The sequence below is a fragment of the Bacteroides sp. MSSM.1001136sp1_RTP21357st2_D2_RTP21359_211015 genome, from assembly GCF_040913205.1.
Taxonomy (GTDB): Bacteria; Bacteroidota; Bacteroidia; order Bacteroidales; family Bacteroidaceae; genus Bacteroides; species Bacteroides ovatus.
Map to the genome: position 1 here is coordinate 20830 of NZ_JBDFVF010000043.1, position 16490 is coordinate 37319.

The 16490-nt window shown below is 45.9% G+C and carries 21 protein-coding genes; 17 read left to right on the forward strand and 4 right to left on the reverse strand.

What is annotated here, in order from left to right:
- Positions 1–101: 101 nt before the first annotated feature.
- From mobC to AB5217_RS21805, 4 genes are read right to left on the reverse strand one after another with little or no spacing between them, the layout of a single operon-like run.
- Complete coding sequence (mobC, locus tag AB5217_RS21790) at positions 102–2111, reverse strand: conjugal transfer protein MobC (protein WP_032843233.1); 2010 nt, start codon at positions 2109–2111, stop codon at positions 102–104.
- Between the two features lie 20 nt (positions 2112–2131).
- The gene (mobB, locus tag AB5217_RS21795; protein WP_032843232.1) at positions 2132–3370 is read right to left on the reverse strand and encodes a conjugal transfer protein MobB; all 1239 of its coding nucleotides are present in this window, start codon (positions 3368–3370) and stop codon (positions 2132–2134) included.
- Positions 3355–3792, reverse strand: coding sequence for a conjugal transfer protein MobA (gene mobA / locus AB5217_RS21800; RefSeq protein WP_032843231.1), 438 nt, complete (start codon positions 3790–3792; stop codon positions 3355–3357). Before mobA ends, mobB begins: the two co-directional genes overlap by 16 nt.
- A gap of 18 nt (positions 3793–3810) precedes the next feature.
- Positions 3811–4080 carry a hypothetical protein gene (locus AB5217_RS21805; protein WP_234115662.1) on the reverse strand — a complete coding sequence of 90 codons (270 nt, stop codon included), beginning with the start codon at positions 4078–4080 and terminating at the stop codon, positions 3811–3813.
- 69 nt (positions 4081–4149) lie between these two features.
- Between AB5217_RS21805 and AB5217_RS21810 the strand changes: the two genes are divergently transcribed.
- The 17 genes from AB5217_RS21810 to AB5217_RS21890 all read left to right on the forward strand — a co-directional run bounded on the left by AB5217_RS21810 (position 4150) and on the right by AB5217_RS21890 (position 16391).
- A complete protein-coding gene (locus tag AB5217_RS21810) occupies positions 4150–4497 on the forward strand; it encodes a hypothetical protein (RefSeq protein ID WP_032843236.1) in 348 nt (115 codons plus the stop codon).
- Between the two features lie 2 nt (positions 4498–4499).
- Entirely contained in the window at positions 4500–5261 is a 762-nt protein-coding gene (locus AB5217_RS21815; RefSeq protein WP_032843235.1) for a ParA family protein, read from the forward strand.
- 4 nt (positions 5262–5265) lie between these two features.
- Positions 5266–5736, forward strand: a complete 471-nt coding sequence (locus AB5217_RS21820; protein WP_032854646.1) for a DUF3408 domain-containing protein — start codon at positions 5266–5268, stop codon at positions 5734–5736.
- Position 5737: 1 nt separating this feature from the next.
- On the forward strand, positions 5738–6418 hold the full coding sequence (locus AB5217_RS21825; RefSeq protein WP_032843228.1) for a hypothetical protein: 681 nt from the start codon (positions 5738–5740) through the stop codon (positions 6416–6418).
- A gap of 163 nt (positions 6419–6581) precedes the next feature.
- The gene (locus tag AB5217_RS21830) at positions 6582–6878 is read left to right on the forward strand and encodes a DUF4134 domain-containing protein (protein ID WP_005926215.1); all 297 of its coding nucleotides are present in this window, start codon (positions 6582–6584) and stop codon (positions 6876–6878) included.
- A gap of 10 nt (positions 6879–6888) precedes the next feature.
- Positions 6889–7215 carry a DUF4133 domain-containing protein gene (locus AB5217_RS21835; RefSeq protein ID WP_032843227.1) on the forward strand — a complete coding sequence of 109 codons (327 nt, stop codon included), beginning with the start codon at positions 6889–6891 and terminating at the stop codon, positions 7213–7215.
- On the forward strand, positions 7212–9716 hold the full coding sequence (locus tag AB5217_RS21840; RefSeq protein WP_032843226.1) for a TraG family conjugative transposon ATPase: 2505 nt from the start codon (positions 7212–7214) through the stop codon (positions 9714–9716). The genes AB5217_RS21835 and AB5217_RS21840 overlap by 4 nt, the downstream gene beginning before the upstream one ends.
- Before the next feature lie 28 nt (positions 9717–9744).
- Positions 9745–10101 (forward strand): DUF3876 domain-containing protein, encoded by a 357-nt coding sequence (locus AB5217_RS21845; protein WP_032843224.1) that lies wholly within the window; start codon positions 9745–9747, stop codon positions 10099–10101.
- A gap of 4 nt (positions 10102–10105) precedes the next feature.
- Complete coding sequence (locus tag AB5217_RS21850; protein ID WP_139147513.1) at positions 10106–10735, forward strand: DUF4141 domain-containing protein; 630 nt, start codon at positions 10106–10108, stop codon at positions 10733–10735.
- Positions 10736–10754: 19 nt separating this feature from the next.
- Entirely contained in the window at positions 10755–11780 is a 1026-nt protein-coding gene (gene traJ / locus AB5217_RS21855) for a conjugative transposon protein TraJ (RefSeq protein WP_042994211.1), read from the forward strand.
- Between the two features lie 12 nt (positions 11781–11792).
- Entirely contained in the window at positions 11793–12416 is a 624-nt protein-coding gene (gene traK, locus AB5217_RS21860; protein WP_032843221.1) for a conjugative transposon protein TraK, read from the forward strand.
- 3 nt (positions 12417–12419) lie between these two features.
- Positions 12420–12725 (forward strand): TraL conjugative transposon family protein, encoded by a 306-nt coding sequence (locus AB5217_RS21865; RefSeq protein WP_032843220.1) that lies wholly within the window; start codon positions 12420–12422, stop codon positions 12723–12725.
- Positions 12700–14067 (forward strand): conjugative transposon protein TraM, encoded by a 1368-nt coding sequence (traM, locus tag AB5217_RS21870; protein ID WP_032843219.1) that lies wholly within the window; start codon positions 12700–12702, stop codon positions 14065–14067. The genes AB5217_RS21865 and traM overlap by 26 nt, the downstream gene beginning before the upstream one ends.
- A gap of 33 nt (positions 14068–14100) precedes the next feature.
- Positions 14101–15009 carry a conjugative transposon protein TraN gene (gene traN / locus AB5217_RS21875; protein ID WP_032843218.1) on the forward strand — a complete coding sequence of 303 codons (909 nt, stop codon included), beginning with the start codon at positions 14101–14103 and terminating at the stop codon, positions 15007–15009.
- A gap of 2 nt (positions 15010–15011) precedes the next feature.
- A complete protein-coding gene (locus AB5217_RS21880) occupies positions 15012–15590 on the forward strand; it encodes a conjugal transfer protein TraO (protein ID WP_032854648.1) in 579 nt (192 codons plus the stop codon).
- A 21-nt stretch (positions 15591–15611) separates the two neighbouring features.
- Complete coding sequence (locus AB5217_RS21885; protein ID WP_032843217.1) at positions 15612–16061, forward strand: DUF3872 domain-containing protein; 450 nt, start codon at positions 15612–15614, stop codon at positions 16059–16061.
- Positions 16062–16073: 12 nt separating this feature from the next.
- A complete protein-coding gene (locus AB5217_RS21890) occupies positions 16074–16391 on the forward strand; it encodes a hypothetical protein (protein ID WP_032843216.1) in 318 nt (105 codons plus the stop codon).
- Positions 16392–16490: the final 99 nt, after the last annotated feature.

A 16490-nucleotide genomic window follows, 5' to 3' on the forward strand; every position in this document is an offset into this window, starting at 1 on the left:
GTAATGCGTATATTATCATAGTAAAAAATATCGCATTACTTTTTCAGTTCAAATAGTGTGGAATAGAAAACTTAGTTCAAGTTGCCAACTATTATTTATTGCTATTCATTATTTTTTATTAAATGTTGTAAATCAGGGTCGTTCTTTATCCGTTCCATTTCATCCGTGACAATCTGCTGGACTTCCTGCTTGACCCGGTTGTAATTCGCCTGTATTTCTTCCTGCATTCGGTCGTTCCCGTCCTCGTCCCTGAAATCTATGATTTGGGGCAGCTTCTTGTAATTGGCTGTTTCCCGTTTCACCTTATCATTATCCACCACAATTTCCGCATGGAATATTTTCTGCTCAATGCGTTCGTCGAAATTGTCACTGACCGCACCCACAAACATACCCTGTGTTAAGTTGGATATTTTACTGGGTGGTATCAGGCTATCCATCTGCGTACTGATAGAGGTTGATTTATCATTCCGGTTGATAGTCATGCTTTGCCGTTTTTGTAAGACCTTTCCGAAACGGTCTGAAAGCGTTTTTGCCGTTTCTGAAACCACCTGACCGGAAAAGATATTACCCACAGTATTTTCGATTACACGACTTTCCTTGTCCCCATAATCCCGGCGTAACTGGCTAAAATCCTGAAAGCCCAAACAGACCGCTACTTTGTTGCTTCGTGCCGTTGCTATCAGGTTATCCAGTCCCCGAAAATAGATGGTCGGTAATTCGTCAATGATTACGGAACTTTTGAGTTGGTGCTTCTTGTTTATCAGCTTCACGATACGGGAATTGTACAATCCCAAAGCACAGGAATAGATGTTTTGACGGTCGGGATTGTTGCCTACTACCAATATCTTAGGTTCTTCCGGGTTGTTTATATCCAGTGAAAAATCGTCCCCTGTCATTACCCAATATAAAGCGGGTGAAATCATCCTTGAAAGCGGGATTTTAGCACTTGCAAGCTGCCCTTGCAACTGGTCTTGTGCATTCGATTCCCATGCGTCCATGAACGGTGAAAGGTAGTTTTCCAGTTCGGGATAACTGGTTAAAATTGTAAACGTATCGGCATATTTCTTATTCAAAAATTCAATGGCGTGCGGGAATGTACAATACTTGCCGCCTTGATAGATTTTCAAAAACCAAATGATAGAAGCGAGCAGGATAATCGGGCTTTCCACAAAGAAATCTCCCTGCTTGGTTATCCAACTGCGGTTAAGGTTTAACATGATGGTATAACTGGCTTCGTATGCGTCCGATATGTCCGTCATAAATGCCGGATTTATCGGGTTGCATCGGTGACTTTTACGTGGGTCGTCAAAGTTAATCATGTAGAATTTAGGTTTCACTTTATACCCGTCTAAATGATTGATTAAGTGATTGTAAGCTATCTCCGAAAGGTCAGGGAATTTGTAGTCATAAATATAAACAGCGAAGCCTTTTTCGATTTGCTGTTTGATGTAATTATTGACTATCGCATACGATTTTCCCGAACCGGGTGTGCCTAAAACCATGCTTGCCCTGAACGGGTTTACAACGTTTATCCATCCGTCATTCCATTTCTTTTTGTAGTAGAACCGTGTCGGCAGGTTGATGGAATACTCGTTTTCTATCAGGCGTGTTTCCTGTGCGAAACTTTCATTCTCGGTATTAAACACATCATCCATCAGGTTGTTTTTCAACAGGCGGGAAATCCATACTCCGGCAGCAAGTAGCGAAAGATACCCGGCTGTCATGGTAAAGATATACAATGCCGTGTTTGCAGCCAGTGGCAACGGCAGAACCAACAGCCACCAGTTCAGGAAAAACAGGATAAAACCGATTGTCAGGAACACATAAATCCTGTTCCATGTGATTTTTTCCTCTTTCACTCCCTTTGTACCCAAACAGGAAAGCGCAAGGAATACCACTGAAAAGAGTTTGGTGTACAGGATATTGGAGAACAGCCCGGCGGTGCGCTGGAAGTTCAGCAGGATTTTATCGACTATCCCGATATTGATACCCCACTCCCTGAACGACTGGTAACAAAACCAATAGATGTTTATCACTACAAATAAAATACTGATTGCCCGCATAAAGTCCATGACCTTTGCAAGTCCTCTTAAATCATCTTCATTCTGCATAATTGAATTTTTTATAGTTATTAAATACGTCTTTGTTTCTTCTTCTTTTTCTTCTTGGGGGGCGGAACTTGGCTGTTGTCGGGTGGGGTATCGTTCCCACCGGATAACAGGCTGAACAGTCCCGCAATGGCTTTACCTGTATTTTCAAAGTGTCCGGTCGAGTTATATTCCGGCGTGTGTTCCTGCATTTCCTGTTTGCTGTTTCCCGATAAAGTACGGGAGCCGGAAAACAGGTCGTTGAACACATTGGCGGAAAAGTCCTTTCCCAACCTTGAACCGTTCAGGACGGTACGGTTTTCGTGGTCGATGAATGTTACACCGTATATCCTGCCTGTATCGTTCTGCCGGAAAAGTACATCTATACCTTTCTTTTTCAGTTCTTGTTCCAGTTCCTTACGGTTATGGGCGGATTGCATCACTACGCCGACTGTCCGGCGGGTACGCTCTTTCAGGTTCTTGTCCTGAATGTCCTTTGTGGATTTCTTGATGTGTCGCTGGATGGCTTCGTAACCTACTGACTTTCCCAAAGAGGAAGATTTGAACGGGTTTCCCTGCTTTTCTCCCTTGTCATTGGTCGCCGAATAGACAATGCCGTTATAGGGTTTGCCGTTCACTTCCCCTTTCACTTCCTCCGCTTGTACATTATATATAGATAGCAGGGCTTTGTACTCCGTGAAACTTTGGAAACGGTAACTACCTGCAAGGGCTTTCACCGTATTGGATAACTGGTGCTTTACGTCCCCTGCCCGGTAGTCCACCTTTTTAAGTTCGGGGCGGTCGGCTGCCTGTTTCTTCTCCGCCGGATGCAGCCCGTACTTCTGTTCCAGTTCACGGGTGATTTGTTTGCTGCGGATATGCTCGAACTTATCGTTTATCTTTTTGCCCGTATCGTCCACCCGGATGGAAACGATATGTATATGATGCCTTGCAATATCTTCGTGCTTGTACACCATATACGGCTGGTTACCGTACCCCAATTTATCCATATACTCTTTAGCGATGTCCGCAAGCTGGCTATCGGAAAGCACATCGTCCGGGTGCGGGTTCAGGGAGATATGGATAATCGGTTTTTCCGTTTTCAGGTCTGCGGGCAGGTGCATATCGAAACATTCCATACAACGCCGGATGCTGAAATTTCCGTCCTCGCTTTCAAACATACGATTACTTAAAAGTACCTTTCCCTGTTCTTCGTCCACCTTGTTTTGATTGTAGGAAAGCGCACCGAACAGGGAACTGCCTACGCTTATCTTTGCAACCATCTTGTTTCAAACTCACGGGTCAGTTCAATAATTTGGCGGTTCAGGTCGGCAAGTGCTATCGTTGCCTTTTCCAGTTTATAGAGAAATGCGAGTGCTTTCTTCTCGGAGAAATTGGTATTGAGAGCCTTTACCACCTGATTATAATTCACGGCAATTCCCCTGTACTGGGAATATAAAGCGGTCAGCCGGGTATAATATTCGACTGCCGCCTTGTCTATTTTAATCACTTTGAACGGTTCGCCGAAGATGCGGGCGGTGATAAAATGCGCTTTGGTGCGCATACCGGACTGGTCGAACAATGCCAAAAAGCGGGCGTGGTCTATCGCATTGAAGCTGATAGAGTACCGGAACACTGCCGGGTCTGCTTTGGGCTTTCGTCCTGCGCCACCCGGACGGGGCGCATTTTCATTTTTCTGTTTCATACTTCTTTTTTTTAAGGGTTACGACTTCGGAGTGACCCTATCCCGGCTTCGTCCGGGCAAGGCGTTCAAAGCTGCTGAAAGAATTTCAAGCTGCGCAGCACACACCTTGCTATTTGCCAGTGCAAATAAAAATCCGCCTACGGACGGATTGGAGTTAGCGGATATTGGAACGCTCCCGACACCGGGGGCTTGGTTAGCCTGACCGATACCTTTCGGTTGCAAAGTAACGGGTATTAAAAATGCTGTGAAATAGCGGGTTATAGGACAAATGAGGACAAACGGGGACATTTGAGGACACATCTCGAAACGGGTTGTTTTTCTATGTTTATTTGTCCCGGATTTAAGAAAGAAAGCAATATGGACGGATGGAAATATGTATCGGCAAGCGGACGGAAAGAAAGCGGTTTTGAAAACTTGAAAACAAGATTTCAAGATAGCAATCTTTCAAGAAAGCAGGAAAGCAAACCGGATGGGATGATTGAAAGGAAACAGTCATTCAATCGGGAAAGCAAACTGTCTGCAAAGAAAACAAGCTGTCTTTGTGGAATGAATGAAAACAAAGAAGCAAGAAAGAAAACAATCTGTCTTTGCAGAAAGGAAACAATCATTCCGGCTTTCGAGCTTTCAACATGGAACGAAAGAAAACCATCCGTCAATCTGAACGGACGTAATGAAATAAAGATGTATCACAATAATTCAAAATGACAATGAAGAAAGAAACCTTGTATGTGGCTTTTTCCACCCAAAAGGGCGGGGTCGGCAAAACAACGTTCACCGTCTTGGTGGCAAGTTACCTGTATTATCTCAAAGGGTATAATGTGGCAGTCGTGGATTGCGACTACCCGCAACATTCTATTTCCGCCATGCGCAAACGGGATGCCGAACAGGTGAACAGTGATGAGTATTACAAACGGCTTGCTTTCAGCCAGTTCAAAACACTGGGAAAGAAAGCGTACCCAGTGCTGTGCAGTTCACCGGACGAAGCGATACAAACGGCGGATAAATACCTTGCGTCTGCCGGGATGGACTATGATGTGGTCTTTTTCGACCTGCCCGGAACGGTGAACAGTGAGGGCGTTATCAACTCCCTTTCAGGGGTGGATTATATTTTCACTCCCATAGCCGCCGACCGGGTGGTATTGGAAAGCAGCCTTTCGTTTGCAGTGGCTATCCATAAACTGCTGGTAAAGAATGAAGCGTGCCGCCTGAAAGGGCTGTACCTGTTTTGGAACATGGTAGATGGGCGGGAAAAGACAGACCTCTACACCCTGTATGAGCAGACCATCAGGGAACTGGAACTACCCCTTATGAAAGTATTTATCCCGGACACCAAAAGGTTTAAAAAGGAACTGGACGCACAGCGTAAAACCGTGTTCCGTTCCACGCTGTTCCCGGCAGACAAACGGCTGGTAAAGGGCAGCAACATGGAAGAACTGATAACCGAAATCGCATACCTTATAAAACTGTAACGATATGGCAAAGCAAAACGGCGGGAAACCGCAAATTGACGAGGATTTTATGAAAGAGATTATTTCACAGGGCTTACCCGTGAAGAAACAGGAAACGCCAATGGTGGCAATACCAACGGAAGTGAAAACTAAAGCGGAAACACCCGACATCCCGGCAAACGTACCTGAACAAGAACCGAAACGGGAAACGGAAAACGTAAAGGAAGAAAAGGCATTGAAAGAACCTGCCCGCCGAAAAAAGAACGCTCCGGGAGATTACCGGGAAACCTACTTCATGCGGGTGGACTTGACCGACCGACAACCGTTATATGTCAGCCGTGCCACACACGAAAAGCTGATGAAGATAGTAACCGTTATTGGCGGACGCAAAGCGACCGTCAGCAGCTATGTAGAAAATATCCTACTCCGGCATTTCGACCAGTTTCAGGATGAGATAAACGAACTGTACGAAAGCAAATTTGAAAAGCCGTTCTGATATGTTGAAATGGTTGATTATTGGAACGCTCCTGTATTATGCCATCCTCTTATGGCGATACCGGGATAGCTTGGGAACATGGTTCACGGGTGGGAAAAAGCAGCCGGAACAACCGGAAAGCAAACCGACCATAAAAACCGGAAACGGGGATTTTCTTGTAGGTGAAAGCCGTTACCGGATGGGACAAATGAGGACAAACGGGGACATCTTAGGACACCTTTCAAAAGGGGTTGATAATGCTTCTATATTTGTCCCGAAAAGCGATGGAGCAGAGGAAGAAAGACCTGCCCCGCAAGCGATTGACACCGAATTTGAAATGGAGTTTGAAAAGGAAGATGCGGAAGAAACGGACGTTTCGCCGGATGAAATCGAAGCGGAAGAAATCGCCTGTTACATGGGTGACGGTGAGCCGGAAATGGCACAGGGTATCACGCTGGGGGAACTGGGGCAAATGGTACAGGTCATTCAGGTTAAGCAAGCGTCCGAAATGGAAGAACGGCAAGCGGTACAGACTATCTGCCGGACGGAAACAAACCTGTTTCATTCGCTGGTGGAACAGATTAACGGGGGCAGGTCACGGGTAGCGGAACTTTTACAAAAGCATGAGATACCCGTACCCGCTACTGTCCCGGCTGCCGGAAATGATGAAATGGCAGACTTTGACATGAACGATTTTCTTTAATGGTAAACTTTAAATAATAAGATGATGAAACAAAGAGAGTACGGTTAAACAGACCTTTTAGAACACGGGGAACATTCCCCCGCAGCCACAAAAATTCAATTATTAATCACTCCGCCGGGCGGACTATCCAACCGTCCGGCAATTTAAAAACAATGTATTTATAATGAAAAAGAAAGTTCTCTTTTCGGCAGCCGTTCTTTTGGCTGCATCCTCCGCTTTTGCACAGGGTAACGGCATGGCGGGTATTACAGAAGCTACGAACATGGTAACGAGCTATTTCGACCCAGCGACAAAATTAATTTACGCCATCGGTGCGGTGGTGGGCTTGATTGGCGGTGTGAAAGTATATGGCAAGTTTTCTTCGGGCGACCCTGACACCTCAAAAACGGCGGCTTCGTGGTTCGGTGCTTGTATCTTCCTGATTGTGGCAGCTACCATCCTACGTTCATTCTTCCTCTAAAGAACGGACTATGGCAGACTATCCGATTAACAGGGGGATAGGCAAGCCAGTTGAGTTTAAAGGGTTGAAAAGCCAGTATCTTTTCATTTTTGCGGGCGGGCTGTTAGCCCTATTCGTACTTTTCATCATCATGTACATGGTAGGCATTAACCAGTGGGTGTGTATCATCTTCGGCGTTACTTCGGCAACGCTGCTTGTATGGCTCACATTCCAGTTAAACGAAAAGTACGGGACACACGGGTTAATGAAATTGTCCGCACGCAAAAGCCACCCTTTCCATATCATCAACCGAAAAGCCATATCCCGATTATTCCATTTAAAACAAGCATCGAAATGAGAAATATATTAAAAGCTACTACGCTGGAAAACAAGTTTCCACTGTTCACGGTGGAAAACGGCTGCATCGTTTCCAAAGATGCCGACATAACGGTGGCGTTCCGGGTGGAACTGCCCGAACTGTTCACCGTCACGGCAGCCGAATACGAAGCGATACATTCCGCTTGGAACAAGGCAGTCAAGGTGCTGCCCGATTACAGCATCGTACATAAACAAGACTGGTTCATCAAAGAAAACTATGCGCCTGACATCCAAAAAGATGATTTGAGTTTCCTTTCCCGTTCCTTTGAACGGCATTTCAATGAACGACCGTTCTTAAACCATACCTGCTATTTGTTTCTGACGAAAACAACAAAGGAACGCAGCCGGATGCAGAGTAACTTCTCCACTCTTTGCCGGGGCTTCCTTGTCCCCAAAGAGATAAGGGACAGGGAAACGGTTACAAAGTTCCTCGAAGCGGTGGGGCAGTTTGAAAGCATTATGAACGATAGCGGTTTCATTACCCTTACCCGCCTGACTTCGGACGAGATAACCGGAACAAGGGAAACGGCGGGTATCGTGGAAAAATACTTTTCACTCTCACAGACAGACACCACCACATTGAAAGATATTTCACTGGGTGCTGACGAAATGAAGATTGGCGACAATATCCTTTGCCTGCATACCCTTTCGGATGCGGAAGATATGCCGGGCAAGGTGGGAACAGATACCCGCTATGAAAAGCTATCCACTGACCGGAGCGATTGCAGATTGTCTTTTGCTTCTCCGGTTGGGGTGTTACTTTCCTGCAACCATATCTATAACCAATATATCTTCATTGACGACCATACGGAGAACCTGAAACAGTTTGAAAAGATGGCTCGCAATATGCACTCGCTTTCCAAATACAGCCGTGCCAATCAGATTAACAAGTCTTGGATAGAGGAATATTTGAACGAAGCACATTCACAGGGGCTTATCTCCGTCCGTTGCCATTGCAATATCATGGCGTGGAGTGATGACCGGGACGAACTGAAACACATTAAAAATGATGTGGGGTCACAGCTCGCACTTATGGAATGCAAGCCACGCCACAACACCACCGACACGCCGACCCTGTTTTGGGCGGGCATACCCGGCAATCAGGCGGACTTCCCGGCGGAAGAAAGTTTCTACACCTTTATCGAACAGGCTCTTTGCCTGTTTACCGAAGAAACGAATTATAAAAGTTCGCTTTCTCCCTTTGGTATCAAGATGGTGGATAGGGTCACGGGAAAGCCGTTACACATTGATATTTCTGATTTACCCATGAAGCGGGGCATTATTACCAATCGCAACAAGTTTATACTTGGGCCGAGTGGTAGCGGCAAGTCATTTTTTACCAACCACATGGTGCGCCAATATTACGAACAAAATGCGCACGTCCTGTTGGTTGATACCGGAAACAGTTATTTGGGGCTGTGTGAAATGATAAACCGGAAAACGCACGGGGAAGATGGAATATATTTCACCTATACCACTGAAAACCCGATAGCGTTCAATCCTTTCTATGTGGAAGATGGGGTGTTTGACATCGAGAAAAAGGAAAGTATAAAAACGCTTATCCTGACTCTTTGGAAACGGGATGATGAAGCACCCACACGGGCGGAAGAAGTGGCTTTGTCGAACGCTGTAAGTTCCTATATCGAACTGATTACCAAAGACAGTTCGGTTACTCCCTGCTTCAATACGTTCTACGAGTATGTGAAAACCGATTACCGGGAACACCTGCAAGAAAAGAACGTCCGGGAAAAGGATTTTGATATAGACAATTTCCTGAATGTATTAGAACCTTACTACAAAGGGGGCGAATACGACTACCTGCTGAACTCCGACAAGGAGCTTGATTTATTGCATAAACGCTTCATTGTCTTTGAATTGGATAATATCAAAGACCACAAAATTTTGTTTCCGATTACTACGATTATCATCATGGAAGTGTTCATTAACAAGATGCGTAAACTAAAGGGTATCAGGAAATTAATATTAATTGAAGAAGCATGGAAAGCGATTGCATCGGCGAACATGGCGGATTACATCAAGTACCTCTATAAAACCGTCAGAAAGTATTTCGGTGAAGCGATTGTAGTCACACAGGAAGTGGAAGATATTATATCTTCTCCCATTGTAAAAGAGAGTATTATAAACAATTCGGATTGTAAAATCCTGCTCGACCAACGGAAATACCTTAATAAATTCGACAGCATACAGAACCTTTTGGGACTGACCGACAAGGAACGTTCACAGGTGCTTTCCATCAACCTTGCCAACCATCCGAACCGGAAATACAAGGAAGTTTGGATAGGTTTAGGCGGTACACAGTCCGCCGTATATGCCACAGAAGTGAGTTTGGAAGAATATTACACGTTCACAACGGAAGAAACGGAAAAGATGGAACTTTTCGCCTTGTCCGAGAAGCTGGGCGGCAACCTCGAACTGGCTATCAAACGGCTTGCCGAAAGCAAGCGCAATCCTGAAAAATAATCAATTAACAATTTAATAATCAATCAGTATGAAACATTTAAAAATCCTGTTTCCGGTGCTGTTATGCACCTTGCTACTGGGGCTTTCTTCCTGTAAGGAAACAAACGCCGACCGTCTTAGGGCGATGCGTGGCGACTGGGAGAGCGTGAAGAACCGTCCGGCGTTCTCTCTTTTTGAGGAAAACGGGCATTACCGGGTAACGACCTATCGAAAGACCTACCGGGGGACAATCCAAACGGAAACCTATCAGATTTCAGAACAAGACGGAAACCTGTTCATTGAAACGGGGCTTTCCGTCCTGCTGACCTACGACAAGGAAAACGACCGGATTTTGCTTTCACCCGGCGGAGAATATAAACGAAGTAACCAACCAATAAAGAAGTAAACGTATGAGAACAAAGATTATAATGCTGCTTGTAATAGGCAGTTTGTTTGCTGTTCGGGCAAACGCACAGTGGGTGGTGAGTGACCCCGGCAACTTGGCGCAAGGGATTATCAATGCGTCAAAGAACATCGTGCAGACATCATCCACCGCACAGAACATGATAAAGAATTTTCAGGAAACGGTAAAGATTTACCAACAGGGTAAGGAATACTACGACAGGCTTAAATCAGTGCATAACCTTGTGAAAGATGCCCGAAAGGTGCAAAAGTCCATCCTGCTTATCGGGGAGATTTCCGACATCTACGTGAACAGTTTTCAGAAGATGCTTTCGGATGAGAACTATACACCGGACGAACTTTCCGCCATTGCCTACGGATATACCCAACTGTTGCAGGAAAGTTCCGATGTGCTGGAAGAAATGAAAAGCGTGGTGAACATCAACGGGCTTTCCATGTCGGACAAGGAACGGATGGACGTTATCGACCGGACGTATAACGCCATCAGGAACTACCGGGATTTGGTAAGCTACTATACCCGGAAGAACATTTCCGTTTCCTACCTGCGGGCGAAAAAGAAAAAGGACACCGACCGGGTAATGGCTCTTTACGGCTCGGCGGATGAACGCTACTGGTAACTTCTAATAAATCAAAGATATGTTATTAGCAATCGAATTTGACAACCTGCATCAGATTTTACGAAGTCTGTACACGGACATGATGCCGTTATGCGGGAACATGGCGGGGGTAGCCAAAGGAATAGCGGGACTGGGCGCATTATTTTATGTGGCTGCCAAAGTATGGCAGTCGCTCGCCAGTGCCGAACCGATAGACGTTTATCCGCTCCTGCGTCCTTTTGTGATTGGCTTCTGTATTATGTTCTTCCCCACATTCGTACTGGGTACGATTAACAGCGTGATGTCGCCAGTAGTCAAGGGGTGCAACAACATGCTCGAAACGCAGACTTTCGATATGAACGCCTATCGGGAACAAAAGGACAAGCTGGAATATGAAGCGATGGTACGCAATCCGGAAACGGCTTACCTTGTTTCGGATGAAGCGTTTGATAAACAGATTGACGAATTGGGATGGTCTGCCAAAGATATTGCCACGATGGGCGGTATGTACATGGATAGGGCAGCCCACAATATCAAGCAATCCGTCCGGGACTGGTTTAGGGAACTTTTGGAACTGCTCTTTCAATCGGCAGCCCTTGTGATAGACACTATCCGAACCTTTTTCCTTATCGTACTGGCAATATTGGGTCCGATAGCCTTTGCCATCAGCGTGTATGATGGCTTTCAGGCGACACTGACCCAATGGATAACAAGGTACATTTCCGTTTACCTGTGGCTGCCTGTTTCAGACCTGTTCAGTTCCATTCTTGCCCGAATACAGGTGCTTATGCTTCAAAAGGATATTCAGGAACTATCAGACCCCAATTTCATACCGGACGGAAGCAACAGCGTGTACATCATTTTTATGATAATCGGTATCATCGGTTACTTCACCATCCCCACCGTATCGAACTGGATTATTCAGGCGGGCGGAATGGGTAACATGAACCGGAATATAAACAGTGCGGCTAACAAGACAGGTAGCGGTGTCGGGGCAGTGGCAGGGGCAGCAACCGGGAACGCTGGCGGCAGGGTCGGCGGTAAACTAATCAAAAGTAACCAATAAATAAAAATCAAGATGGAATTTAAAAGTTTAAAGAACATTGAAACCAGTTTCAAACAGATACGGCTTTTCGGGATTGTGTTTGTCGTCATGTGTACCTTGATAACGGGTTATGCGGTTTGGAACTCCTACACGTTTGCCGAAGCGCAACGGCAGAAGATTTATGTCTTGGATGGCGGTAAATCGTTGATGCTTGCGCTTTCGCAAGACCTCTCGCAAAACCGTCCGGTCGAAGCAAGGGAACACGTGAAGCGTTTTCACGAACTCTTTTTTACATTGTCCCCGGATAAGAACGCTATCGAAAGCAATATCAAACGGTCGCTGTTCCTTGCCGACAAGAGCGCATTCAACTATTATCGTGACCTTTCGGAAAAAGGGTATTATAACCGTATAATCTCCGGTAACATCAGCCAGACCATACGGATAGACAGTGTTTCTTGCAATTTCGATGTGTACCCGTATGCAGTGGCTACCTATGCCCGCCAAATGATTATCCGTGAAAGTAGTGTAACTGAAAGAAGCCTTGTCACCCGTTGCCGGTTGCTAAACGCCGTAAGGAGTGACAACAACCCGCACGGCTTTATCATGGAAAGTTTCGAGATAACGGAAAACAAGGACTTGAACACCATAAAGCGGTAAACCATGATACGGAAAATTCTCTCTCCGGTGAATCAGGCGATTACCCATGTGCAGGACTGGGCGGATGAAAAACTCCGCCACCTGTGCGGGCACATGACACCGGAAATAAGGCTGGCGGTAATCCTGCTTATGCTCCTGTTCTTCGGCGGGCTATCCATCTACTTTACGGTATCATCCATTTACCGGATAGGAAAAGAGAATGGCGAAACCATACGGATAGAGCATATCAGGCAGTTACAGCTACAAGGTAAAGACAGTACGAACATTTTTAATCAGTCAGACAATGGAAGAAAAAGAAGTAAGGAATGAAGTTCCTGCACCGGAAACGGACAGGAAGAAAGAGGAAAAAACGAAAAAGGAACTTACCCCGCAACAGATACAGCAACGGAAGAAGATGCTGGTTTACCCGCTTATGGGACTGGTTTTCTTGGGGTCTATGTACCTGATTTTTGCACCGTCCGACAAGGATGAAGCAAAGGTGGAAAGCGTGGGCGGATTTAACGCCGATATTCCGCAACCCAAAGGGGACGGGATAATCAGCGATAAAAAGACAGCCTATGAACAGGAACAGATGGAGAACAAACAGGCGGACAAGATGCGCTCCTTACAGGATTTTGCCTTTTCGTTGGGAGAGGAAAACGGGAACGGGGAAGATTTGACCCTGATAGATGATGCTCCGGCGGAAAAGCCGAAAAACGCCGTGATTGACTTCGGGGCGGGTGCGCCGAACAATAGCCGTTCCTCTATCCAGTCTTCGGCGGCGGCTTACCGGGACATGAACCGTCAGTTAGGCAGTTTCTATGAAACGCCGAAAGAGGACAAGGAAAAAGAGGAACTCAAACGTCAAGTGGAAGAACTTACTGCCCGGCTCGATGCCAAAGAAAACGGGGCGGGCAGCATGGATGAACAGGTGGCACTTATGGAAAAGTCATACGAACTGGCGGCAAAATACATGAACGGACAGAACGGGCAAAGTTTGCAGCCGGGACAGATTGCACAGGTTACGCCATCCGCACCCGTTAAAGGAAGCGGAAACGCTACACCTGTAAAATCGGTATCGGACAGGACGGTTTCAGGATTGCAGCAGCCCATGAGCAACGCTGAATTTATCGCCGAATACAGTAAGCCACGCAATTACGGGTTTAATACGGCGGTCGGCAGTGGTTATTCGATAGGAAAGAACACTATCCGGGCGTGCATTCATAACGACCAAACACTGACGGACGGGCAGACCGTCAAGCTCCGACTGTTAGAACCGTTGCAAGCGGGCAATGTCATTGTTCCGAAAAACAGCCTTGTATCGGGAAGTGCCAAAGTTCAGGGTGAACGGCTCGATATACTGATTTCCTCGCTCGAATATGCGGGTAACATCATTCCGGTGGAACTTGCCGTGTATGACAGTGACGGGCAAAAGGGGCTTTCCGTACCCTCGTCACTGGAACAGGAAGCGGCAAAAGAAGCGATGGCGAATATCGGTGCGGGACTGGGAACGAGCATTTCCTTTGCGCAAAGTGCAGGGCAACAGGTCGCAATGGATATTACAAGGGGCTTGATGCAAGGCGGGTCGCAATACCTTGCCAAGAAGTTCAGAACGGTAAAAGTACACTTGAAAGCGAACTATCAGGTGATGCTTTACGCCAAACAACAGTAATTTATTTATCAACCATAAAAATTTCAATCCAAAATGAAAAAGTTAATGATTTTATTCGCTCTTATCATGGGCGTGGTTTCCGTGAAAGCACAAAGTAACGATTTGTATCAAGGCATTACAAAGAAACTCCCTTACCGTCAAATGGTGACACCTTACGGCGTGCAGGTGACATTCGCCAAAACAGTACATATCATTTTCCCGTCTGCCGTTAAGTACGTGGACTTAGGCAGTAACTACATTATTGCCGGAAAAGCGGACGGGGCGGAAAATGTTGTCAGGGTGAAAGCCACAACAGAGGGCTTTCCCGGTGAAACCAATTTTTCCGTTATCTGTGAGGATGGCAGTTTTTATTCCTTTAATGCGAAGTACGCACATGAACCGGAAATGCTGAACATCGAAATGAAAGATTTCTTGGAGAATGAGGACACAACGGATTTCAGCCATACCCGGATGAACATCTATTTCCGTGAACTGGGCAGCGAAAGCCCGCTTTTGGTAAAGCTGATTATGCAGTCCATCTACAAGAACAATGACCGGGAAATAAAGCATTTGGGATGCAAGCGTTTCGGGGTGCAGTTTTTGGTAAAGGGGATTTATGCGCATAACGGGCTTTTCTATTTTCATACACAGGTAAGGAACAGTTCAAACGTGCCGTTTGATACCGATTTCATCCGTTTCAAAATTGTGGATAAAAAGGTAGCCAAAAGAACGGCTATTCAGGAAACGGTGATTGACCCGGTACGGAGCTATAACGAGATACTGGTTATCGGCGGCAAAAGTACCGTCCGCACCGTGTACACCGTTCCACAGTTCACTATCCCTGACGATAAGATATTAGTTATCGAACTGGTGGAAAAGAACGGGGGCAGACACCAAACTATCCGGGTTGAGAACTCGGATGTCGTGGCAGCCAAAGTGATTAACGAACTTAAAATCAAATGAACATGAAAAGGATATGCTGTATTATATCCCTTTTTGTGCTGTGCCTGACTTTTAACCAGGCACATGCACAAAGATGTCTGCCGGGAATGAAAGGTTTGCAGGTTACGGGCGGCATGGCGGACGGTGTTCACTGGAACAGTAAAAGCGATTTCGCTTATTACTTCGGGGCGGCTCTTTCCACTTATACAAAAAACGGGAACAGGTGGGTTATCGGCGGGGAATACCTCGAAAAGCATTACCCCTACAAGGATTTGCAAATTCCAGTCAGCCAGTTTACAGGCGAGGGCGGTTACTATCTGAATTTCCTTTCCGACCGGAAGAAAACCTTTTTTCTCTCGCTGGGATTGTCCGCACTTGCCGGGTATGAAACAAGCAACTGGGGCGATAAATTGCTGCCCGATGGCTCGACCCTGACCGATAAGGACGGTTTTGTTTATGGCGGTGCGCTGACACTGGAACTGGAGAGTTATATTACTGACCGGGTGGTGTTCCTTATTAACGCACGGGAAAGATGCCTGTTCGGTTCTTCCGTTGGAAAGTTCCATACACAGTTCGGCGTGGGGCTGAAATTTATAATGTGATAAACTAACCTATTATATATAATGTATATGAGAAAGATTTTAAGCCGTATTTTGATGGGCTGCTATGTAATGGCCGCCATCTTATTTGTGGGTGCGTGTAATGACGATGTGGATATACAGCAGTCTTACCCGTTCAGTATTGAAACGATGCCAGTACCGAAGAAATTAAAGGTGGGTGAAACGGCGGAAATACGCTGCCAGCTTCACCGGGACGGACGGTTTGAGGAAACAAAGTATTTCATCCGTTATTTCCAGCCGGACGGGGCGGGAATACTGAAAATGTCCGATGGGACGGTTTTACTGCCGAATGACCTATACACGCTTCCGGGCGAAATATTCCGGCTTTATTATACTTCCGCATCAACCGACCAACAGACGGTAGATGTGTATTTTCAGGATAGCTTCGGGCAGGTGGAACAACTGACGTTTTCATTCAATAATGACAATAACAAGGAAGAAGAAAACAAATAAAGTAAAAAGAGTATGGTTAAAATAGAATTGGATATAAACGGTATTTCATTCTTTGTAAATACCACATGGAAAACAGATGCAGTTCCGGCAGTCGGTGACATTGTGATAGTGGATAAAGAAAGCATTTCCCAATTTGACCGGGCGGAATTAAGAAAAACACCGTCCAATCAGGCTTTCAAATGGGTGGATGAAGAAGATGATGCACCCGTGCTGGAATGGTTCGATTATGACAATGAAATGGTTGTCAAAAAACGGACATGGAAATTTGATGCCGAAGATGAAGAAATGGTATGTGTTCTGAAAGTAACTTTTCTGCACCATGAGGAATAACAGTGCATTATCTTTATGGTATTGGCTTTGATTGCCCTTTACCTGCTGGCTGGTTGCTGGTGCTGGTATGAAATGAAACACGCTCCAACAGATAAAGAA